The organism is Paracoccus zeaxanthinifaciens ATCC 21588 (assembly GCF_000420145.1).
Lineage (GTDB): Bacteria > Pseudomonadota > Alphaproteobacteria > Rhodobacterales > Rhodobacteraceae > Paracoccus > Paracoccus zeaxanthinifaciens.
The window spans coordinates 345,404-367,886 of sequence record NZ_ATUJ01000001.1 but is presented as its reverse complement, the minus strand read 5'-3'; the positions used below and the strand labels follow the sequence as shown (position 1 = coordinate 367,886).

Sequence of the window (22,483 nt, the reverse complement as noted above, 5' to 3'; positions counted from 1 at the left end):
ATACGATGAAAACACCCGATCAGGACAAAAATGGCGCGGGGTAGAGCAGCCCGGTAGCTCGTCAGGCTCATAACCTGAAGGTCGCAGGTTCAAATCCTGCCCCCGCAACCAAAATAACAAAACCATACAAAAAACACGCCCCGCAAAAACGCGGGGCTTCTTGCGTTACAGATCACAGAAAAACACCAAGATGAAACATCCGACGGCGAAACTGTCCAAGGAAGTCGTGATCGCGGGCAAACGCAAGAGCGCGTGCGCCAGCCGCAAGAACGCTTGTTCGATCCAGCATCGAGATCGCTGATGCATGGCCCGCTGGATCGCCTGACTTGCCGATCCAACCGCCCTTGGATTGCCGGCACATCGGGACCCACATTCGCCGCGAACAGCCAAAGACCGGCAGACCGCAGCCCATCGCCTCGAGGTAGATGCAAGACGGGTCGGATTGCCGATGAGGCGCATAGAAAAGGTCGGCCTCGTTCTGCAGGATCGGCACGAGTTCACGCGCGAAATCCACCGCGCCATGCAGCTTGACGATCTCACCCAGATCATCACGCGCGATCTCGGCCCGGATTGACGATGCCAAGGGGCCATCGCCGTAGATATCCAGGCGGAACTCCGTCCCCAGATCCCTCAATGCACGCGCAAAGGGCACCAGATCCTGCGCACCCTTCATCGGAACGAGCCTGCCTGCCGAGACGATCCGAAGCGGGCCGGTCCGCCGACCACGCAGCGCGAGGGTTTCGGCTGTGGCCATGCTTTCCAGGTTCATGCGGCCGTCCAGGTAGACCAGTGTGTCCCGGGCAACGCGCGAATACGCCTTCGCCGCCGGATAGCCGTTCGCTTGAATGCCATCCGCACGCTTCAAGGCACGCCGCCGCCGAATCTCCTGCCCCAGAAGCCACTGACACGAGCGCGCCAGCTTCAGCGGTCGCCCCGCAAGGTCCAGCCGCGCAATCTGAAGCCGTGTCCGCAGGTCATACTCGATCGCGTAGACAAGCTTGGCGCCGACCTGAGCGGCCACCGACGGCAGGTGCAATTGGCGTGCATCATCCGCCGCGGCCAGGACGACCGCGGCCCCCTCGAGTTCGGTCGCCCCAATACGTGCATTGGCATCGATCACATGCAGCTCGCAGGGAAGCTCGTTTCGGTCGACGATGCTCGAGAACGGCAAAGGCGCCGTGTCACGACGTATGACCGCGCGCAGCGGACCGTCCCATTCTGCCGCATGAAGACGCAGCCCTTCGTGGAACTTGTCGTCCATTCGCAGGCCCTCGGGACCTTCGATCACGTGGACTGAGGGGGTCAATACCAGAAGCCCGCCCATTACCCGCGGCTCCGACGCGCCAGAAACGTACGATACGCATGGCCGGGCAGGATCAACGCGCCACGGGCATAGCGCGGCCCGAGACGCAGTGGGCTCAGCGCTGCGCGCCACGCCCATTCAAGCCGCGCACGACGAACGAGCACGGGGGCGCGCCGCTGGCGGCCAGCTATGAAATCTATGCCGGCTCCGACCGATGCGAAGCCGACCGATGGTAGTGCGCGACAGGCCCGGGCCGCGAACACTTCCTGTCTTGGGGCGCCGACTGCCAGCAAGCACAGGCCGGCACCGGACGCGGAAAGCTGGTCGAGAAGCTCGTCGCCTTCGGGGCCGTCGGGGTCGAACGGAAAGCCCGGTGCCGTGGTCAGAACGACCGATAGGCCGGGGATCATCCGTTGCAGTTCGGACGCACCGTCACGCGCCGCCTGCTCGGTCCCCGCGATGATCGCAACACCCACCCCTGCCTCTGCCGCAAGCCTGCAGAGGGGAACCACCAGTTCGGATCCGGGAACCAGCGAAACCTGCTGGCCGCCAAGCCGCGCAAGCCAGACCACAGGGTTCCCATCCGCAACGATCAGATCATGCGCCTGATAGGCTGCCCGGAACCGCGCGTCCTTGGGCAGCTTTTCCAGGTGGTCGACATTCATCGTCGCCAGTGCGAAGCCGCACCGCGTATCCAGACGCTGCGCAACCTTGGTCAGCAGGGCCGCCTTGTCGGGAACGGTAAGGGAAATCGTGTCGGGACCGATCTTGAACTGCATGAGGTCGAATGCTCCGATCTGTTTCTTGCCGGACAGGTGATGGCCTGCCCGGCATACGCCGTCCTAGAGAAGAAGAACCGCGGCGAGGCCCGCCCCGATTGCACCGAAAAGAAGGTCGTGCAGCGGATCCCAGACCTTGTGCCTGCGGGCCAGCCGCACGATCAGGGGATAGGCCGCGATGGTCGCCAATGCCTGCCCCGCAAGGCCGCCCGCGATCCCGGCCTGCCGAACGCCAACAAGGAAGAAGGTCAGGAACAGCGCAGCGCGGACAAGCGTCAGCCAGAAATATCCGCGCGAGTTTCCACTTGCCAGTGCGGCCTGATCGTATGTCAGACCGATCAGCGCGGGAATGGTCGCGCATGCGATCATCGTCACCATCGGCCCCGCATTGTCATAGCGCGCATCGTAAAGAAGCTGCACGAGGGCCGGTCCTATCGCGGCCATGAAGAATGTCAGCAGCAGGAAGCCCGCCGTCAGGCCCGCGCGCACCTTGCGCAACTGTCGGAAGCGGTTTTCGGCCTCCGCACCTGCGGCATCGCGATAGACCGGGATCATGACCTTGGTGATGACCGCCTGTCCTAACAGGACGGGAAAGCTCGCGAAGAAGAAGGCGATGTTGTAGATGCCCAGCTCTCCTAGCGTCAGGTACTTGCCCAGGATCGCCTTGTCCCCCTGTGAAAGCGCGAAGCCCACGACGGTGGAGGGAAAGATCCATTTCCCGAAGGACACCAGCTCGGTGACGGCGCTGCGGTCCCAGTGCAGGCGATTGGGCGTGCCCGGCAGCATGCGTGCGGCCAACAGCACCCTGATGATCGCCCCGAGGACCAGACCGATCACCAACGCCCAGGCCGAGCGCATGACTGCCGACAACGCGATCGTGACGATCACGCTGAACAGTGCGGCCAGCACCTCGACCAGTGTCAGACGGCCCATCTGCAGATGCCGGTTCGCGCTTTCGACGCGGGTCGTCTGCAGGCCGTGGATGATGGTCGTCAGGCCGGCGATCGGCAGGTACCAGACCAGTTCCGGGATCTCGTAGAACCGGGCAGCCGGATAGGCGAAGATGCAACAGGCGATCCACAGTCCGATGCCCCGCATCACCTGCATGGTGAACGCGGTGTTCAGATAAGACTGATCGTCGCCGCGCTTGCTCTGCATGATCGCGGGGGTGATGCCCACGTCCGAGAAGTTGTTCAGGCCCTGGATGATCACCATGATCAGGGCCATCAGGCCAAAGACCTCGGGAAACAGAAGCCGGGTCAGGATCAGGTTCGATCCCAGACGGATCGCCTGCATGCTGCCGAACCCGAGTACCGTCAGCGCCGAGCCGCGAAATGCCCGTTGCGCAAGGCCCTGACCGGAAGCCAGCGCCCCGATGCGTGTCAGGATTGCGCTCAATTCGACGCCTCGGCGGTGACGGCCTGCCAGACGGCATCGGCCGTCTCCTCGTAGTGATCCGCAAATCCGGGGGCGATGCTGTCCGGCAGCGGAAGTCCTTCCGGCGGCCTTTCCCCGTAGATGGCTGCATAGGCGATCATGCCCGCCAGCAGGTAGATGGTTTCCGTCCCATGTGGGGAAAGATCCGAGTAGAGCGCATCGAAGGGCACCCCGGACAATGGGGCCTCGCCAAGCAGTTGCGACATGACGCGCCCGACGGGGATCAGGTCGAAGGTGACATCCGGCCGTTCTTTTGCCAGTTTCTCGACGAAATCGTCGTACCACGCGGCGTAATCCCCGGTCGCATGGGCGTGATAGGCCGCCATTTCCTCGTCGGATGCGGGAACCGCCTTCGCGAAGGGGTGCAGATCGGCCCATCCCTCGTAGATCAGGAACCGTGGCGCGTCCGCATTCTCCATCACCCAGTCCACCGTGACCAGCGTCGCGTCCAGCGGCGTCTCGCGCCAGCTGTCGGCATAGCGGTGATCGGCCGGGTCGTACTGGATATAGTTCTCGGTGTTGAAGATCACGGTGTCGAAGCGGCCCCCCGAGAACGGCTGGGTCCAGTGGTTCCAGGCATCGGGCATCGCCTTGATGTCCCAATTGGCATCGGGCGGCAGCTTCTTGGCGAAATCGCGGGGGAAGCCCCATGTGCCCTCGCCCGCGAAGGTCTTGCCCGAATGGGCGGCCATCAGGGCGATCCAGTGCGGGGCCGTCGTCTCGTCGGTGTCGGTCAGGTGATGGATCAGACTGTTGCCGAAGAAGAAGACGCGGCTTTCGTCGCGGGGTTCCCAGGCAGAGGCGGTCGCAGGTGCCAGCAGCATCGCGGCCATCAACAGGGTCGATCGGGAAGGGATCATCTTGAACTCCTTGCGGCAGTATCGGCCGCCTGCGTTTCGGCCTGAAGGGCGGCGGTCAGGCGGTCGGCGACACGCAATGCGTTGGCGACGATCGTCATGCCGGGGTTCACGCCGGTCGATGTCGGCATGAAGCTGGAATCGACGCACCAGAGATTGCGCACGTCATGTGCCCTGCAATCGGGATCCAGAACACCCTTCTTGGGGTCGTCAGAAAACCGTAGCGTGCCGCAGGGATGGGCGATGTTCAGTTCCGGCGCGTCGTGCAGGAACAGGCTGCGGATGCCCTTCAAGCGACGCTTGATCATCCGGCGGTACCTGCTGCGCCGCGCCCTCAGTTCCTCGTCCATGACATAGTCGTAGATGATGGTGTCGGGACGTGCGGGATCGTAGATCACCCGGTTCCGATCATGGGGCATATCCTCGAGGATGCCGACATAGACACGGGCGTCGCCCAGGGCCAAGGCCGCGATCCGCGCGGGAATGCGAAGCAGCTGGCGTCCGATGCGGATGCGGCGCAGGGCCGAGCGGTCGTATCGGTGACGCAGTACCATGAGGATGTTGCCGTAATCGGCAGGAAGGCCAAGGGACTGGAACAGACCCAGCCGATCCGCTCCGTCACGATAGAAGTCGCGCAACGAGAATGGCTTGGCCGCGCCGTCGCCCGACTTGGCCGAGCGACCGGGCCACAAGGCGATACGTTCGTTCAGGTGGAACATGAGGCCGCGCCCGACCAGGCCGCTGCTGTTCGCGCAGCCTTGGGGCCAGTCCTCGGATCGCGACGCCAGCAGAAGGCGCGGTGACCCGAACCCCCCTGCGGCAAGGACATAGTGACGTGCGCGAACGACTGTTTCCCTGCCGTCACGAAGGACGCGCAATCCGGAAATGGCACCGCCTTCACCTTCCAGCGCCAAGGCAGCAGTGCGATCCCAGAAGGTGGCATTGCCCGTGGCAAGCGCGGGATCGACCCCGGCCGAGCGGCCGTCCATCTTGCAGGCGCGCGGGCATCGCCGTCCCAGGCATTGTTGGCAGCCCGGCAGCTGCCGGATGCCCAGATGTGCGCGATATGGGTGCAGCCCCGCGGTATCGAAGGCGGCGCCCAGTGCGATCTCGGCTTCCGGCGGGGGCAGGGGCGTCGCCAAGCCCGACACGGGTTCGCCCAAGGGATCGGGCGTTCCGTTCACCGCCATCAGGGATCGTGCCTTGTCGAACCAGGGCGTGAACGCGTCATGCCCGACGGGCCAGCCGCCTGTGGGGTGCCGAAGATCCGCGATATCCTCGATGTCGTGGCGTTCGGGGCGTTCCATCGCGGCGGCATAGAAAACCGAGGTTCCGCCGGGTCCGGTCCCCTGTGCGCCCCAACCCGAGGTCGTGACACCATTGACGGTCGCCTCGACCGACGCGGGCCAGCAGCCCGCGCGGTTGCGTTCCTCGGGGTCGGTCCGATCGCTCTCCATCGCGCCGGTGGCGTCCCTCGGGCCGATATGGCCGCGATCGACGAAAAGAACGCGGTATCCCGCCTCGGCCAGCTGCCTGCCGAAGATCCCCCCGCCCAAGCCCGCACCGATGACGACGACATCCCAGGTGATCTGCGCGCTGTCCACGGTCATGCGTAGATCCCCGCTCAACCGATTATCGCCCGGAAGGCGGGCTTGCGTGCTGCGACGGGTTGCGCCGTCGATTGGGTCGATTGCGCCCCGCGAACCGCATAGCCCGTCAGCGCTCCCGCCGAGAGCCATGTCAGGCTGACCAGTGTCGCGTTGGGGATCAGGTCCACGAGACTGGCCGACAGCAGGATCGCAAGCCCCGCCGAGGCATGGCTGACGACACCTTTGCGTGCGGCCAGTCCGGCCCGGATCACCGCGCCGCACAGCAGCCCGTAACTGCCGACATAACCCAGGAGCCCGAATGTCGTCATCACGACGATCCAGTATCCGTCGGTGACGGTCACGAACAGCCCGGACACCGGGTCGACGACCTGGTTGCGCCCCCAGCCGCCCCAGCCCGCAAGCATCTTCTCGGTCGCGCGGTCCAGAAGCGTGAACTCGTTCATGAAGCGGAAGTTGAGCGAATGCGCACGTTCGGCATCAAGGCCGGTCAGGAAGTCGATCAGGGGCTCGACAGGGAAGATGCGCAGCCATTGCGCAAGGGGATAGAGCAGCACCGCCACGGCCAGAACCGTCGCGACCGTAATTTGCCGATGCGGCCGCGCGAGCAGGATCAGGGGCACCAGCGCAAGCGCATAGAGGATCGAGGCCAGGCTCTTGCACAGGATCAGCACCGCGAACAGATAGATCACGATCAGCTGCCTGCGGGCGCGATCCTCGGGGCCGGCGATCCGCAGCAGCGCGGCCGAGGCCATCAGCGCCATCGCGGTGAACATCGCGACCCACAGCCCATGCGTCAGGAACACCATCGGGCGGAAGCCGCCATAGCGGATCGTCTGGCTGAAATCATGGGCGAAGAACCCGTAGATCCAGACGTTCAGCTGCGGGCTGAGACGCACCTCCATCATCATGGGGATGCTGTAGATTAGCGCCGCTCCGACCAGCGCGAACAGCCATTCCCGGATCGCCTTTTCGGACGAAAGCAGCCAGAAGCCCAACAGGAAGGGGGCGATCTCGATCGCGGCGGACAGCATGTTCGCAATGCCTTCGCTGAGGCTCATGCCCGGACGGAAGACGGCCCCGTCGACCAGCGGTTCGGTATTCGTCATGGCCGTCACCAGCGGTGTGACCAGCCACAATACGATCAACGCGCCCAGCCATGGTTCCAGCCGGGGCGCCGCGTTTTCGGCGTGGCGCTTGCACAGAAGGGCGCCGAATGTCGCCGTCAGGGCGATCATGCTGTTCTTTTCCAGATCGGGAAGAAGCGGCAGGTTGATGCTGGTGACGGGGGGCAGCGCCAGATAGCCGGCAAGGACCGTCAGGATCAGCGCACGCTCGACCGTGAAGCGGGCAAAGATGAATGCCGCAACCACAGGCCAGGAGCCCAGGACCATAAAAGCGATCGAATTACCCACTACGCGGCTCTCTATTGATGCCGAGAACGGGTCTAGCGCAGCGTGGCCGCATTTTCCATCATCATTATGGACAGGTTTCTTCGGAATCCCCTCATGGTATTTGTGAATCGCAGCGGCATATGCGAGAAGAAAGTTTGCCGGGCGCGTGCCTGTCTGTTTTTCTTGGTCGAAGTTTGAATAATCGCGAGGCAATCATGGGCCCTGGTTCGACGGCGCATCCTTTTGGTGATGGCGACATTGCGATCGTGGGAATGGGCATCGACGTGCCGGGCGCGTCGGATGTCGCCCAGTTCTGGCGCAACCTGCGGGACGGCATCGAATCCATTCGTCCCCTCAGCCAGCAAGAGCTTGAAGCCGCAGGGGAAATTGCCGCGCGCATCGCCCATCCGGACTATGTTCCCCACGCGGCATTGCTGGACGGATACGACATGTTCGACGCCGAGTTCTTCGGGCTCAGCCCGAAGGATGCCGCGATCATGGACCCGCAGCATCGCAAGTTCCTCGAATGCTGCTGGCATGCGATCGAACATGCCGGACACCGTCCCGACAATCTGGGATCGGTGGGCGTCTGGGCCGGTTGCGGAATGGGAAGTTACTTTGCCGTCAATATATGCAGCAATCGCGATCTGGTCGAAGAAACCGGAATGTTCCTGCTGCGGCACACGGGTAACGACAAGGATTTCCTTGCGACCCGCGTCAGCCATGCGCTGGACCTGCGAGGCCCCAGCGTTTCCGTGCAGACCGCCTGCTCGACCTCTCTGGTGGCGGTGCATGCCGCGGCGCAGGCCCTGATTGCAGGGGATTGCGACACCGCGCTGGCCGGGGGCGTCACCATCGAGTTTCCGCAGGGCCGCGGCTATATGTACAAGCCGAACGAGATCCTGTCGCCGGACGGGCATTGCCGTGCCTTCGATCACCGTTCGGAAGGGACCGTCTTCGGCAGCGGCACGGCTGTCGTCGTTCTGCGGCGCATGGCGGATGCAATCGCTGACGGCGACCATATCTGGGCCGTGATCCGCGGCAGCGCGATCAACAACGACGGGGCGGCCAAGGCAGGTTATCTTGCACCAAGCGTCGAGGGGCAGGCCGCGGCCGTCGCCGAGGCGCATCTGCTGGCGGGCGTCGATGCCGCCACCATCGATTACGTCGAATGCCACGGGACGGGAACGCGACTTGGCGATCCGATCGAGGTCGCGGCCCTGACCGAGGCCTTCGCGCTTGGATCCCCCGGAGGGCGCACCGCCATCGGTTCGGTCAAGACCAATATCGGCCACCTGGATACTGCGGCGGGTGGCGCGGGGCTCATCAAGGTGGCGCTGTCCCTGCATCACCGGCAGATCCCGCCAAGCCTGGGCTACGAGGCGCCGAACCCCGTCATCGATTTCGCCTCGGGACCGTTCTCGGTTGCAGCCAGCCTGCAGCCTTGGCCCAGCCATCCCGACCGGCCCGCACGGGCAGGTGTGAACGCGTTGGGTGTCGGGGGAACCAACGCCCATGTCGTCGTGGACGAGGCTCCGGCCCGGATATCCGGCGATCCGTCCGATTGGCCCGTGCAGCCCCTGGTCGTTTCCGGGCGGAACCGCGCGGCGCTGGACGCGAACGCCAAGGCCCTGGCTGCCTGGCTGCGCGACAATCCCGATGCCGACCTTGCCGATGTCGGCTTTACCCTCCAGCAAGGGCGCACCGTCTTCGACAAGCGCCGCGTCCTGGTGGCGGCCAATCCCGCCGAGGCTGCCGACCTGTTGGAGACGAACGATCCGCGCAGGGTCTTCAACCACGACCGACCGGCGCAGGCGCCGCGCGTCTCGTTCCTGTTCCCGGGCGGGGGCGTGCAATTCGTGCAGATGGGACGCGGACTCTACGAGACCGAGCCCGTCTTCCGGGAATGGATGGACCGCGGGCTTGCAGTGCTCGAATCCCTGACGGGTCGGGACGCGAGATCCATCTGGATCCCCGAGCCTGAGGACCAGGCTGCCGCCGTCGCAGCACTCAGCCGGCCCTCGGTGCAGCTGCCGCTGATCATGATGGTCGAATATGCGCTGGCGAAGCTGTGGATCAGCTGGGGCGTCACGCCCGATGCGCTGGCGGGCCACTCCATGGGCGAGAATACCGCCGCATGCATCGCGGGCGTCATGTCCTTCGAGGACTGCATCGCCCTGGTCGAGCTGCGCGGCAGGCTGATGGATCGCATTGCCCCCGGCGGAATGCTCAGCGTCGCCTTGTCCGCCGAAGAGCTGATGGCCGAGGCGGGGGACGGGCTTGATCTTGCGGCGATCAACGCGCCCGGCCTGTCGGTCGCATCCGGGGCGCAGGACCTGATCGACGCCCTGCAGTCCCGACTGACCGCGCGCGGCATCGAATGCCAGCGCATTGCCATCGATATCGCCGCGCATTCGCGCATGCTGGAACCGATCCTGGCCGAGTTCGAGGATTTCCTTCGCGGCATCGCGCTCAGCGCTCCGAAGATTCCGCTGATCTCGAACCGGACGGGCACCTGGATGACGGATGCCGAGGCGACCGATCCGGGCTATTGGGTGGCGCATCTGCGGAACCATGTCGATTTCGCGGGCGGCATCGCGATTCTGCGCGAGGTGCCGGGGACATTGTTCCTCGAGGTGGGGCCGGGTCGGGCGATGGCATCGCTGGCGCAGGCCTGCGGGGCATCGCCCCAGCACGTCGTCAGCAGCCTGCGGCACCCGGACCAGAAGATCGAGGATGACGAGTTTTTCCTGCTGGCCTTCGCGCGCCTCTGGGCGGCCGGGCTCGATCTCGATTGGGATGTCATCTGGGGAGAGCGGCGTCTTCGCGTGCCCCTGCCGGGCTATGTCTTCCAGAGCCGCCGTTTCTTCATCGAACCCGCGACGGGGACCTCCGCCGACCCCGAGGCCGACGCGATGCCCATGCGGCTTCCGGACCACGAGGGCTGGGGCTGGCGACCGACATGGCGGCTTTCGGCGCCAGATGTCGAACTGGACAGCGATGGACGGCCCATCGGCGAACCGGCACGCTGGCTGGTCATGAACGACGATTCCGGCCTGGGCGACGCGGTGGTCAGGCGGCTCCGCGCAGCAGGCCACGAGGTGATCGAACTGAGGCCCGGCGATTCCTTCGCGCAGGTATCGGATGACGGCTTCATGGTGGCACCGGAGAACGGTGCCTCGGATTTCGACCTTCTGATCGCAAGCCTGACGACCCAGAACCGGCTGCCGGATCACATCGTCAGCTTCTGGCTGGTTCCCGACGCGACGCGCAGCGGTGCGCGGGCAGGGTTTTCACCCTTCCACCGCCATATCGAACAGGGTTTCTACGCGCTGTTCCACCTGATCCGTGCCCTTGCCTCCGAAGGTGGCGGGGCGCCGGTGTCGTTGGTCGCTGTGACCTCGGGCGCCGCAAGCATCGCTGTCGAAAAGGTGATCTCTCCCGAAAAGGCGATGGTTCTTGGCCCGCTCGCGGTCGGAATGCGAGAGTTTCCCTGGCTTTCGGCGCGCAGCATCGATGTGCCCGCGCCGCAGGGCAGGCCGGATGCGCTTGCCGACAGGCTGGTCGAGGACCTTCTTGATCCGACGCCGCCCGCGCGGACCGCATGGCGCGACGGGCGCCGTCATGCCCGCCGGCTGAAGGCGCAACAGCTGCCGCCGCCCGAGCAGGACGAGTTCAACGCCGATTCCGTGGTGCTGATCACCGGCGGGCTTGGCGGGATCGCGCTGCGCCTGACACAATGGCTGGCCCTTGATCGGGGTGCCCGGGTCGTTCTGCTGGCAAGGCGTGCGCTGCCGCCCGAGCAGGAATGGGCGGAACGCATCGCGGCAGATCCCGACAATCGCGAATCCCGCAGGCTTGCGGCCCTGTCCGAACTGCGCGCGGCCGGGGCGCGCGTCACCATCGCGGTGGCGGATGTCGCGGATGCCGCGCAGCTGGCGCAGGCTGTCGAGGGAATCCGCAGGGATGTGGGCCGGATCACGGACCTGATCCACGCGGCAGGGACCGTCGCCGACGCGCCGATGCTGGCCAAGACCGGGGCCGAGGTCGAGGATGTCTTCGCCGCCAAGTTGCACGGGACGCGCAACCTTGCGCACGTGCTGGCCGAGACTCCGGTGCGGCGGACGATATTGTTCTCGTCCACCTCGACCGAGATTGCGGCGACGGGGCAGGTCGACTATGTGGCGGCGAATGAATACCTGAATGCGGTCGCAAGTGCGGGGATCGCGGCCTTCGGCCAGGTGACTGCGGTGAACTGGGGCGTCTGGTCGCAGATCGGCATGGCAGCCGATGCGGTCAGCGGGGCCGGAAGCGAGGCTGCGCCGGAACCGGCGGACCAGCCCTTGCTGACGACCAGGACCGCCGTCGATGGCGGGCATCGCTTCAGCGGGGTGCTGGCATCCGACGACTGGATCATCGCGGAGCACCGGACGCGCGACGGCGTGGCGCTGCTGCCCGGAACCGGCACGATCGAGATTGCCGCCCAGGCTTTGCGCTCTGGCGGGCATGCCCTGCCATGGCGGCTGCGCGATCTGACCTTCATGCACCCCCTGACGGTCGAGGATGGCACGCAACGTGCCTTCCGCGCGACCCTGACCCCGCGAGAGGACGAGGCCGAGTTCCGGCTCGAGGCGGCGGCGGGCGACGGCGTGGTGGCCATCGCCGAAGCGCGGGTGGTGGCGGCAAGGTCGCGCGCCGGGCATCTGGACATTGCGGGTCTGCGGGCCGGCATGCGTGTCGATCATGCACCGACCGGGTACGCGCTTGAATCGGCTCAGGAAGGCCAGATGGCATTCGGGCCGCGCTGGCGTGTCCTGACGGCAACTTGGTTGAAGGACGGCGAAGGGCTGGCCGAGCTGCGCCTGCCGGATGCGGTGCGGGGCGATCTGGACGAAGGCTATCTTCTGCACCCTGCGCTGCTGGACATCGCCACCGGTTGGGCCATGGCGCTTGTCCCCGGCTACGACCGGAGGCAACTCTGGGTGCCGCTGTCCTACCGTTCGGTCGAGGTGCATGCCGTGCTGCCCCAGGCAGTCATCAGTCATGTCCGGGCGTCCGATGCGGGCGAGGGTTACGCATCGTTCGACGTGACCCTGACCGATCCCCAGGGCAATGTCCTGATCGAGGTCGAGGGGCTGACGCTTCGCCGTCTGGATGCGGCCCCATCCGCGCAGCTTCAGGCGCAGCCCACCGCCCCCGAGGCCGCCGCGCGGCCTTCGAATGACAGGCTGGGTGAGATGATCTCTCAGGGGATTCCGCCCGCGCTGGGGCCTGAACTGCTGATGCGCGGCATCGCCAGCGGGCTGGGGCAGATCGCCATCTCGAGCATGGACCTGCCGGGGCTGATCGCGCATGAAACGCGGACCAGTCGTGCCCGCGACATGTCCACCGGCCAAAGCTTCGACCGCCCCGAGCTGGATCACGATTATGTCGAACCCCGCAACGATCTGGAACGCAGCCTGGCAGGTTTCTTCCGCGATCTTCTGGGTGTCAGCAAGGTCGGCGTCGATGACGGATTCTTCGACCTTGGGGGGCATTCGCTGATCGCCGTGCGCCTGTTCGCGATGATCCGCAAGGCCTATGGGCTGGACCTGCCGCTTGCGACCCTGTTCGAGGCCCCGAATGTCGCGGGCCTTGCGAAGCTGATCGAAGGCAGGATCGGCGCCAGCCCCGAAGGCGGCGCAACCGAGAAGCGCGCGTCCGATCAGCAGGCGGGCGAATACACGCATCTGGTGCCCATGAGCCAGGGTGCGGCCGGGGGCGGCACGCCTCTGTTCATCGTCGCCGGCATGTTCGGCAACGTCCTGAACCTGCGGTCGCTGGCGCAAAGGCTGTCGCCTGACCGTCCCGTCTGGGGGCTTCAGGCGCAGGGCCTGTTCGGCGACGCGCCGCCGCACGAGACGCTGGCCGAAGCCGCGGCAAGCTGCATCGAGGAAATCCTGACCATCCAGCCCGAGGGACCCTATCTTGTCGCGGGCTTCTCGGGCGGTGGCCTCACCGCGCTGGAAATCGCGAGACAGCTGGACGCCCGGGGTCACGAAATCGCGCGGCTGGTGATGCTGGATACCCCGGTTCCGCTGCGACCGACCTTGACCCGCAAGGACAAGCTGCTGATCCGTGCCGCCGAAATCCGCGAACAGGGTCCACGCTTCTTCGTGGACTGGGCGCGCAACAAGATCGCCTATGAACGCGCCCGCCGCCGACCTCGGGCAGAGGCCGCGGCAGGCGGCTTCCACAACGCCGCGATCCACGCGGCATTCCTGAGCGCGCTGCCGAAGTTCCGGATGGAACAATGGGCCGGCCCGGTGACGCTCTATCGTCCGCGGCTGGATCGCCGTTTCGCGGTCTCGGACGGTCAGCATGTCAGCAGCGCCAGGGAATACGTCTATCACGACAATCTCTGGACGCCCTGGATGCCGAACCTGGCCGTCGAGGAGGTGCCTGGGGACCACGACAGCATGGTCCTGGAGCCTTGCGTGCGGGTGCTTGCCGCGCGCATGCGCGACGAGCTGGGCGAGGCGGACAGGCAGGTGCGATCTGGTAGACAGGAGGCCGCGGAATGAAACCCGGCTCGGTTCATGTGGTGATCCTGAACTGGCGCAGTGCCGACATGGCGCTGCGGTCGGCCGAAACGGCCTTGCTCGCGATGGAAGGGATCGAGGGGCTGATCACCCTGGTCGACAACGATTCCGGCGATGGCAGTTTCGAAACCCTGCTTTCGTCCGCCGACGCGCGCGGCTGGACGGAATCGGGGCGTGTCCGGGTCCTGCAGGCGGGGCGGAACGGCGGCTTCGGGGCGGGCAACAATTTCGGGCTGAAGCAGCCCGGTGGCCCGGATGTCGACCATGTCCTCATCCTTAATCCCGATGCGTTCCCCGATCCGTCCATGATCCGGCTGATGCGTGATTACATGGATGCCCGGCCCGATGTCGGGCTGCTTGGTAGTCGCGTCGAGGGAACGGACGGTCGGCATCACGAGACGCATTTCCGCTTCCCCTCGGTCGCGAGCGAGTTCGAGAACGCGGCCCAGACCGGTCCGATCTCTCGTATCCTGTCGCGCAGCATCGTGGCCATGCCCATGCCGCAGCAGGCGGGGCCGGTGGATTGGGTCGCGGGCGCCTCCCTCATGATCCGTGCGGATGTCCTGGAGCGGATCGGTGGCTTCGACGAGGCTTTCTTCCTGTATTTCGAGGAAACGGACCTGTGCCGGCGCGCTGCCGAGGCCGGATGGCCGACGCATTACATGCCCGAGGCGCGCGTCGCGCATATCGGTTCGGCCACCACCGGTATGAAGGAATGGAAGATTCCCCCGGACTACTGGTTCCAGTCGCGTGAACACTACTTCCGCCATAATCACGGGCGCGCCTATGCGGTGATGGCGACAGCGGCCCATCTGGCCGGGCTGGCCGTGCGCAGGCTTCGCATGGCGATCGGTCGCGACGATCCCACCTTCCCAAAGGGTCAGGCCGCCGCCCTGATCCGCCATGCATTCGCGCCGGGCCGTCCCCGGCAGATCAATCGTTCGGAGTATCGTCGTGACCCAGCTTGATTTCGCGCTGATCGGTAACGCCTCGCTCGCGCTCGAGGCGGCGCGGCTTGTCCAGGCCCGCGGGCATCGTGTCGTGTCCTTCACGGTCAAGGACCCCGAGCTGGCACGGATGGCCGCCGCGCAGGGGCTGCCACTGGGGGCGCCCGCGGACTGCGACTATCTCCTCAGCGTCGCCAATCTGGATGTCCTGAAGCCCGAGACCTTGGGCAAGGCGCGCCGCTGCGCGGTGAATTTCCACGATGGCCCCTTGCCGGAACGCGCGGGTCTGAACGTGCCCGTCTGGGCGCTGCTTGAGGGCGAAACCGATCACGCGATCACCTGGCATCGGATCGAAGGCGGGGTGGACGAGGGCGCGATCCTTCTGCGCGCGCCCGTTCCCGTCCAGCGGGGCGATACCGCGCTGACGCTGAACGCTCGCTGCTGGGAGGTGGCGCTGCAGAGCCTGCCTCGGCTGGTCGAGATGCTCGAAAAGGGCGAGGATGGCGGCACTCCGCAGAATGCGGCACCCTTGCGCCGCCACATGAAGGCCGATCGTCCGTCCAATGCGGGTCTGCTGGACTTCGCGAAACCGGCCGAGGATGTCGCTCGGATGGTCGACGCGCTGGATCACGGGCCCTATTGGAACCCGCTTCTGAGGCCGCGCATCGCATCGTCGAAGGGCGTCCAATTCGTGGACCGCGCCGAGCCTGTTTCGGCAAGCGGCATGCCTGGAACGGTGCTCGGGGTCGGCGAGGATCACGCGCTGGTCGCCTGCGCTACGGGCGCGGTTCGTCTGTCGCCCATCCGCGGCGTGACCGAGGGAGAGGTGCTGCCACTGCCGCAGCATGATGCGGCGCGCGACGCTGCGATGGCTCTGGCCGCCAGGCATGATGCGTTCTGGCGCAAGCGCCTTGCACGGCTTGCCCCGCTTTCGGTGCCGGGGACGACCTCGTCGGATCAGGCGCCCGACTGGCTGCCCCGGACCATAGCCTTGGCGCGACCTCAGGATTTCGACCTCGCACTTGCCGCGATCGTCGGAGCCGTGACGCGGATGACCGGCTCTACCGGCTTCGATATCGCCCAAGGATGCGATCTGCCGGAAAGCGCGGCGGGGCATCTGCTGGGATGGAAGCCGCTTGCGGTCGAGGCCGAGGATCTGACCCTTGCGCAACTGGCCGGTCTGCTGACCAAGGGGCGGGCCGAGAACGATGCCAGGGGGGGCATCATGGCCGATCTGGTCCGGCGCGCGCCCGAGCTTTCGCATCCGGGCATCCCGGGTCTGATCATCGCCAAGGACCCCGGACAGGCGCCTGCGGGATGCGCGATCTGCATCGCCCCCGCATCGGGTGAGGCCGCAGGGATCGATCTTTGGATCGACACCACACGGCTGTCCGCCGCTGCATGGCAGCCCATCGCCGACGTGATCGAGGCCTTGTCCGCAGCAGACCCCGACCAGCCCATCGCCAGTGCGCCGACGATCGCGCGGGGTCGGGCCGCCCATGTCGCCCGCAACGATGACGGCCCGACCGAGGATGCGGCGACGATCCAGGAGACCATCGAACGCCAGATCGCCCTGCGCGGCGATGCGCCCGCGCTGGTCTTTGCAGACCGACAGCTGAGCTATGCCGAGCTTGCCGCCCAGTCGGGTCGCCTTGCACGACAGCTCGCGGCGATGGGCGTCGGTCCGGGCGACCCGGTGGGGATCTACGCTCCGCGGGGGCTGGGACTGGTTGTCGGGGCACTTGCGATCCTTCGGGCCGGCGGTGCCTATGTCCCGCTGGATCCGGCATATCCCGACGATCGCATCGCGCATTACCTTGCCGATAGCGGGGCAAAGGTCGTCGTCGCCGACCCGGCCATTTCCGGCAACCTGCCCCGTCACGAGGCCCGTGTCCTGCATCTCGACGCATCGGGTCCCGAGGCCGAACCCGCGCGTTCGGCGGGTGGGGACCTTGCCTACCTGATCTATACCTCGGGTTCGACCGGCAAGCCGAAGGGCGTCATGGTCGAGCACCGCAACGTCATCAACTTCTTCGCGGGAATGGACGCCCGCATCCCCACCGACGGAGAGCCGGGGACATGGCTTGCGGTGACAAGCCTGTCCTTCGACATCTCGGTGCTCGAGATATTCTGGACCCTCTCGCGGGGGTGGAAGGTCGTGATTGCAGGCGACATGCTTGCCACCGGGCAGGGGGTGCCGGTTCAGGGCGGCAAGCGTAGCGGTACCGCGTTCTCGTTGTTCTACTGGGGCAACGACGACGGTGCCGGGCCGCGCAAGTACGATCTGCTGCTGAACGGCGCGCGCTTTGCCGATGAACACGGTTTCGCTGCGGTCTGGACGCCCGAGCGTCATTTCCACGCCTTCGGCGGGCCATATCCCAACCCGTCGGTGACGGGTGCGGCCGTTGCCGCCGTCACCCGGAATATCGGCGTTCGGGCCGGGTCCTGCGTCGCACCGCTGCATCATCCGGCGCGCATCGCCGAGGAATGGGCCGTGATCGACAACCTGACGAATGGGCGCGCGGGTCTGGCAATTGCTTCGGGCTGGCAGCCCGACGATTTCGTGCTGCGCCCCGAAAATGCACCGCCCCAGAACAAGCCCGCGATGATCGAGACCATCGACCAGCTGCGCCGTCTGTGGAGAGGTGAAGAAGTCGAGTTTCCGCGCGCTGACGGCACGCCTTTCGCGGTCGTCACCCAGCCGCGCCCCGTCTCGGCCGAGCTTCCGGTCTGGGTCACGACCGCGGGCAATCCGGCGACATGGCGCGAGGCCGGGCGGCTGGGCGCGAACGTGCTGACGCATCTGCTGGGTCAGAGCGTTCAGGATATCGCCGCGCGCATCCCCGAATATCACGAAGCGCTGCGCGAGGCGGGCTACGATCCCGCCGATTTCACCGTGACGCTGATGCTGCACAGCTTCCTGTCGGACAGCCGCGACGAAGCCATGGAAGTCGCGCGAGAGCCGATGAAGGAGTATCTGCGTGCCGCCGCCGCGCTGGTGAAGCAGTACGCCTGGGCATTTCCCGCCTTCAAGAAGCCGCAAGGTGTCACGGATCCCATGTCGATCGACCTGTCCACCCTCTCGGACGAGGAGATGGACGGGATCCTGGAATTCGCCTTCCTGCGGTATTTCAACGATTCCGGGCTGTTCGGAACGGTTGACGACGCCGAGGGCCGCATCCGGGAACTGCAGGCGATCGGCGTGAACGAGATCGCCTGCCTCATAGACTATGGCATTCCGTCCGCGCAGGTCATGGAGGGGCTGAGGCATCTGGCCGTGCTTCATGATCGCGTCAATCCGATCACCGAAACCCAGGGCGATTACAGCATCGCGGCCCAGATCGAGAGGCATGGCGTCACCCATCTGCAGGCCACGCCCTCGATGGCGCGCCTGCTTCTGGAAGACGAGGCCACGCGCAAGGCGATGCGCGGGCTGCGCATGATCGCACTTGGTGGCGAGGCATTGAGCCCCGGCCTGCTGTCCGATCTGCGTGCCAGCAGCAAGGCCCGCATCCTGAACATGTACGGTCCGACCGAGACGACGATCTGGTCCGCTGTGGCCGATCTGGGGCCTGAAGGTGTGTCGGTCTGGCTTGGCGATCCGATTGCGGGCACCAGCCTTCATCTGCGCGATCCGTTGGGACAGCCCGTCGGCGACGGCGTCGCAGGAGAGCTGTGGATCGGTGGCGCGGGCGTGACCCGCGGATACTGGGAACGACCGGAACAGACGGCCAAGGCCTTCGTGGAAACACCCGAAGGCGTGCTCTATCGGACGGGCGATCTGTGCCGCCGCGAAGCCGACGGACGATTGGTGTTCCTTGGCAGGGTCGATCAGCAGGTGAAGCTGCGTGGTTACCGCATCGAACTGGGAGAGATCGAGGCCCGCATGGCTTCCCTGCCGGGGGTGCGCGAGGTTGCAGTGATCGCCAAGGCCGAAGGCGACGGCGAAAGACAGCTGACCGGCTTCGTTACGGGCGACGAAGGCTTGGATGTGCAGGGGATCAGAACCGCACTCGCACGGGATCTGCCGGATTTCATGGTTCCCCTTCGCATTCACCGGTTGGACGCCATGCCGCTGACCCCGAACCGCAAGATCGACCGCAAGTCGCTGGCCGTGATGGATGTTCGGCCCGCGCCCGCGCCGGCACCCAAGCCCGTCACGCCGCAGCCCGCGACTGCACCTGCCGCTGCGCAGGCCATGGTTGGCAGCGACCAGGAGGCAGGCATCGCCGCGCTGATGGCCCGCATCCTGGGGCTGGCTGAGGTACGCTCCGAGGATAACTTCTTCACGCTTGGGGGGCATTCGCTTCTTGCCGTGCAATTGCACCGCAGTCTGCGGGACGAGCTGGGCCTGCAGCGCGCATCGATCACCGATGTCTTCCGTTTCCCGGTATTGCGGGATCTTGCGGCTCATCTTTCCGCGGGCAAGGCGCCTGCCGAGATCAAGCCGGCAGCACCACGTCCGGTCGTTCAGGCCGCGGCCCCTGTGGAAGATGGCCGTCAGGACATGATGGCCGCCCGGCGTGCGCTGAGGGCGCAAATGAGACCGAGAAGATGAGCCTGCGGACCGCCCTTCAGGCGGTCCTGCCTTCCGAAGCGGGATATGGCGCGTGTCGCCTGGACAACGCGCCCGAGCCCTGGCCCGAGGAGATCGCCGCGCTTGGCAGGGCAGTCGATGCACGGAGGCACGAATTTGCCGCCGGTCGCGCGGTAGCGCGTGACGCGCTGCGCATGGTGGGGCATGCGCCCGTTGCCCTGCCGGTTGGGCACGGGCGTGCACCGGTCTGGCCAAAGGGTATGTGCGGAAGCATCTCGCACGGAGGCGGCGTCGCTGTCGCGACCTGTGTGGTCGCGGGTGAAATCGTCGGGATAGGGGTGGATGTCGAACCTGCCGCGCCCCTGCCTTGCGACCTTCGTCCAGAGATCTTGCACGGGCGCGACTTGAACGAGAGCGGTCTTGATGACGGGCTGGCCGCAAGGATCATTTTCTCGGCCAAGGAATCGCTGTTCAAGGCGCAGTTCCCATCCACCGGGCTTTGGCTGGATTTCGGCGATGCTGCGATCACGCTGGACGCGTCAGGCTTTACCGCGCGGGTTTCCGACCTGAGGATCGCGGGGCGGTGGGCAATCGCGGAAGACGTGGTTCTTTCAGCGCTGTGGCTGGGCGCGGAACAGATCGGCCAACTTCGCAGCCTCGATCTCGACATCGTGCCGCGTTAGGGCACGCGCCCGTGCGGCGCGGCCCATAGCGATCAGCTCGTCGCGTGGCGTGGTGGCGGCGGAGTCGATTGCATCGGCAATGGCCTGGGCATCTCCTGCCGGGACAAGCCAGCCCGTTTTGCCGCCCTGCATCAGCTCGGGAATGCCGGCGATATAGGTCGCGATCGCGGGGCGTGCCGAAGCCATCGCCTCCATCAGGACGACGGGCAGCCCCTCTGCAAAGCTTGGCAGGACCAGCGCATGGGAATTCGCGATGGCTTTCCGGACGCCTTCCTCGTTCAGCCATCCCGGCAAGTGCACACGATCCTGCAGTCCCGCCTCGGCAACGGCCTGGCGCAAGGAGGGCCCCATCGGCCCATCGCCCACCAGCGTCAGATCGACCGGCTGGGTTGCGCGGCTCAGCGCGTCGATCAGAAGGTGCCAGCCCTTCTGTTCGGCGAAACGGCCGATGGCGACCAGGCGCAGCGGCCCTTCGGGCAGAGGCGCCGGAGCAGCGAAGAGCCGTGGCTCGATGCCGCAATGAACGACATGGATCCGGTCCCAGTTGGCGGCATCCGTCCAGCGGCTAAGCTGGCTGCGTCCGAAAGAACTGACCGCGACGGCGAACCGGCAGTCTGCAAGCTTGTCGCCCAGGGACAGGCCATGCGGGCGGTCGAATTCCTCGGGGCCGTGAACGGTAAAGCTGTATCCGGGCCCGCCCAGCAGTTTCACGTAGCGCACGACATCCGTCGAGTTCGTGCCGAAATGGGCATGCAGATGCGTCACGCCCTGATCCTCGCACAGGCGCTTCAGCATGGCGGCCTCGGCCAGATAGATCATTTGCCGCAGAACGCCTCGGCCCGGCCCGCCCTGCCTGCCCGCCCGAAGCACGGATGCCAGCACTTGCGGCGCGCGTGCCAGATTCCGCAGCAGCGCGTTGCCGAGGGCTGCAGCCCCGTGTGCCAGGATATACTCGGTCGCCATCTTCTCTGCGCGATCGGCCTGGTCGGGAAGCGCGGCGCTATCGGCTCTCATTGCGAATCGCCTGACACGCAGGCCTTGTGCTTCGAGGGCGCGAATCTCGCGTCGGATGAAGGTCTGGGATGGTCGGGGGTAGGTATTTACCACATATCCGACGGTGACAGCGGTGCTATTGTGCATATCAGTGCCGTTTTCGGCGACGACTTGCCGTTTTTCGCTGTCCATTTGCGGTAATTGGCCTTTATTCTGCGGTGAACTGAACCGGTCGGTATCTCGCGGCATTGCTTTATTGCCGGTCGTAATTCCGAGGCGCATAATCGAAGCGTGGAGGAAAGGCTAAATGCTCGCTGGAATGATTGCCATATCAATTGCCGTCGGCCTGACAAGCGCCGTCACGCTCTGGGTCAGCGGCGCGGGTTTCCTCGCGGCATTCCTCTACGGCTATGTGGGTGGCGGCTTGGGGACGATGGCCGGGATCGCGCTGGCGATCGCGGCCTGCCCCTTCGTCAAGCGCCACATCCAAGCCTTACATGCCGGTGCAGCGCGCAACCACGCGGAAAGTGCGCGCAATCGTTAGCACGTCGGTACGAAGGCCGACGGTTTCGCGGTACTCGCGGTCATATTCCGCGCGGGCAGCGAAAGTGGTGCTGTTGCGCTCACTGACCTGCCAAAGGCCGGTCAACCCGGGATGCATGGCGGCGTAATCCTCACCAGGATAATACTCGCGCTGCTCTATCATCATCGGTCGCGGGCCGACCAAGCTCATCTGACCGAACGCCACGTTGATCAGTTGGGGAAGTTCGTCCAGCGAGGTCCGGCGAAGAACGCGTCCCACGCGCGTGATCCTGGGGTCATTGCGCAGTTTCTGATTGACTTCCCATTCTTCGCGCGCAGCCTGATTATCCGCCAGATATTCCGCAAGCCTTTTATCCGCGTCATAGACCATGGTCCGGAATTTAAATAGCCGGAAACGTTTCCAGTCTTTTCCGTACCGGTCCTGCGAATAGAACGGTGATTTGCCATCCAGCGCGATCGCGAACGCGATGATCAGCATCAGGGGCAAAAGGAAGGGCAGCGACATTGCGATCAGGCCCAGGTCCATGACGCGTTTTCCGAAGCCGGTATAGATCCGCTGCGGAAGGTCGGCCAGCAGCCCTGCTGCCGCCACTTCACGCAGCATGTCGTTCTCGTCGTGACGATAGACCATGCGAACAACCACATCCCCCAACAGCGGGGGCCCTCGTTAAAACTTTAATGAAGTAGTCCTGACAAAAACGACGCCGCTTGGATAGCTGTCTATAAGTTAGATAGGATGTTTTTCGCGCAAACTATTGTATGCTTTAGGATAGTTTTTGCGCGATGGATCTTTTAAGAGTTGACCACATTATCGGGTCTGCA

13 protein-coding genes and 1 tRNA gene are annotated in these 22,483 nt (G+C 65.4%); 6 read left to right on the top strand and 8 right to left on the bottom strand.

What is annotated here, in order from left to right:
* Positions 1 to 34 precede the first annotated feature (34 nt).
* Positions 35 to 111: transfer RNA gene (locus F804_RS0101855), tRNA-Met, on the top strand.
* A 61-nt stretch (positions 112 to 172) separates the two neighbouring features.
* Here the strand turns inward: F804_RS0101855 and F804_RS0101850 are convergent.
* From F804_RS0101850 to F804_RS15325, 6 genes are all read right to left on the bottom strand, one after another.
* Positions 173 to 1,261, bottom strand: a complete 1,089-nt coding sequence (locus F804_RS0101850; RefSeq protein WP_022706040.1) for a glycosyltransferase — start codon at positions 1,259 to 1,261, stop codon at positions 173 to 175.
* A 62-nt stretch (positions 1,262 to 1,323) separates the two neighbouring features.
* Positions 1,324 to 2,082: a WecB/TagA/CpsF family glycosyltransferase gene (locus tag F804_RS0101845; RefSeq protein WP_022706039.1), complete on the bottom strand. Its 759-nt coding sequence runs from the start codon at positions 2,080 to 2,082 to the stop codon at positions 1,324 to 1,326.
* Positions 2,083 to 2,145: 63 nt separating this feature from the next.
* Complete coding sequence (locus tag F804_RS15335; protein WP_022706038.1) at positions 2,146 to 3,480, bottom strand: oligosaccharide flippase family protein; 1,335 nt, start codon at positions 3,478 to 3,480, stop codon at positions 2,146 to 2,148.
* Entirely contained in the window at positions 3,477 to 4,379 is a 903-nt protein-coding gene (locus tag F804_RS0101835; protein ID WP_022706037.1) for a hypothetical protein, read from the bottom strand. Before F804_RS0101835 ends, F804_RS15335 begins: the two co-directional genes overlap by 4 nt.
* Positions 4,376 to 5,986, bottom strand: coding sequence for a GMC oxidoreductase (locus F804_RS15330; RefSeq protein ID WP_022706036.1), 1,611 nt, complete (start codon positions 5,984 to 5,986; stop codon positions 4,376 to 4,378). The genes F804_RS0101835 and F804_RS15330 overlap by 4 nt, the downstream gene beginning before the upstream one ends.
* 14 nt (positions 5,987 to 6,000) lie before the next feature.
* Positions 6,001 to 7,356, bottom strand: coding sequence for a hypothetical protein (locus F804_RS15325; protein WP_156845182.1), 1,356 nt, complete (start codon positions 7,354 to 7,356; stop codon positions 6,001 to 6,003).
* Positions 7,357 to 7,592: 236 nt separating this feature from the next.
* Here F804_RS15325 and F804_RS0101820 point away from each other — a divergent pair, with 236 nt between their 5' ends.
* From F804_RS0101820 to F804_RS17085, 4 genes are read left to right on the top strand one after another with little or no spacing between them, the layout of a single operon-like run.
* A complete protein-coding gene (locus tag F804_RS0101820; RefSeq protein ID WP_022706034.1) occupies positions 7,593 to 13,940 on the top strand; it encodes a type I polyketide synthase in 6,348 nt (2,115 codons plus the stop codon).
* Positions 13,937 to 14,926 (top strand): glycosyltransferase, encoded by a 990-nt coding sequence (locus F804_RS0101815; protein ID WP_022706033.1) that lies wholly within the window; start codon positions 13,937 to 13,939, stop codon positions 14,924 to 14,926. The genes F804_RS0101820 and F804_RS0101815 overlap by 4 nt, the downstream gene beginning before the upstream one ends.
* Positions 14,913 to 19,463: a MupA/Atu3671 family FMN-dependent luciferase-like monooxygenase gene (locus F804_RS0101810; protein WP_022706032.1), complete on the top strand. Its 4,551-nt coding sequence runs from the start codon at positions 14,913 to 14,915 to the stop codon at positions 19,461 to 19,463. Before F804_RS0101815 ends, F804_RS0101810 begins: the two co-directional genes overlap by 14 nt.
* Entirely contained in the window at positions 19,460 to 20,125 is a 666-nt protein-coding gene (locus F804_RS17085) for a 4'-phosphopantetheinyl transferase family protein (RefSeq protein ID WP_084686372.1), read from the top strand. Before F804_RS0101810 ends, F804_RS17085 begins: the two co-directional genes overlap by 4 nt.
* Here the strand turns inward: F804_RS17085 and F804_RS0101805 are convergent.
* On the bottom strand, positions 20,054 to 21,265 hold the full coding sequence (locus tag F804_RS0101805; protein ID WP_022706031.1) for a glycosyltransferase: 1,212 nt from the start codon (positions 21,263 to 21,265) through the stop codon (positions 20,054 to 20,056). The two genes, F804_RS17085 and F804_RS0101805, sit on opposite strands and share 72 nt — an antisense overlap.
* Before the next feature lie 160 nt (positions 21,266 to 21,425).
* Here F804_RS0101805 and F804_RS17305 point away from each other — a divergent pair, with 160 nt between their 5' ends.
* Positions 21,426 to 21,662, top strand: coding sequence for a hypothetical protein (locus F804_RS17305; protein WP_156845181.1), 237 nt, complete (start codon positions 21,426 to 21,428; stop codon positions 21,660 to 21,662).
* Here the strand turns inward: F804_RS17305 and F804_RS0101800 are convergent.
* Positions 21,612 to 22,292 (bottom strand): sugar transferase, encoded by a 681-nt coding sequence (locus F804_RS0101800; protein ID WP_022706030.1) that lies wholly within the window; start codon positions 22,290 to 22,292, stop codon positions 21,612 to 21,614. The two genes, F804_RS17305 and F804_RS0101800, sit on opposite strands and share 51 nt — an antisense overlap.
* Between the last annotated feature and the right edge of the window lie 191 nt (positions 22,293 to 22,483).

Bases quoted from the DNA above. Each gene is read 5' to 3' on its own strand.
- F804_RS17085 (WP_084686372.1), top strand. From the start codon at position 19,460: ATGAGCCTGCGGACCGCCCTTCAGGCGGTCCTGCCTTCCGAAGCGGGA.
- F804_RS15330 (WP_022706036.1), bottom strand. From the start codon at position 5,986: ATGACCGTGGACAGCGCGCAGATCACCTGGGATGTCGTCGTCATCGGT.
- F804_RS0101800 (WP_022706030.1), bottom strand. From the start codon at position 22,292: ATGGTCTATCGTCACGACGAGAACGACATGCTGCGTGAAGTGGCGGCA.
- F804_RS0101850 (WP_022706040.1), bottom strand. From the start codon at position 1,261: ATGGACGACAAGTTCCACGAAGGGCTGCGTCTTCATGCGGCAGAATGG.
- F804_RS0101845 (WP_022706039.1), bottom strand. From the start codon at position 2,082: ATGCAGTTCAAGATCGGTCCCGACACGATTTCCCTTACCGTTCCCGAC.
- F804_RS17305 (WP_156845181.1), top strand. From the start codon at position 21,426: ATGCTCGCTGGAATGATTGCCATATCAATTGCCGTCGGCCTGACAAGC.
- F804_RS0101815 (WP_022706033.1), top strand. From the start codon at position 13,937: ATGAAACCCGGCTCGGTTCATGTGGTGATCCTGAACTGGCGCAGTGCC.
- F804_RS0101805 (WP_022706031.1), bottom strand. From the start codon at position 21,265: ATGCACAATAGCACCGCTGTCACCGTCGGATATGTGGTAAATACCTAC.
- F804_RS0101835 (WP_022706037.1), bottom strand. From the start codon at position 4,379: ATGATCCCTTCCCGATCGACCCTGTTGATGGCCGCGATGCTGCTGGCA.
- F804_RS0101820 (WP_022706034.1), top strand. From the start codon at position 7,593: ATGGGCCCTGGTTCGACGGCGCATCCTTTTGGTGATGGCGACATTGCG.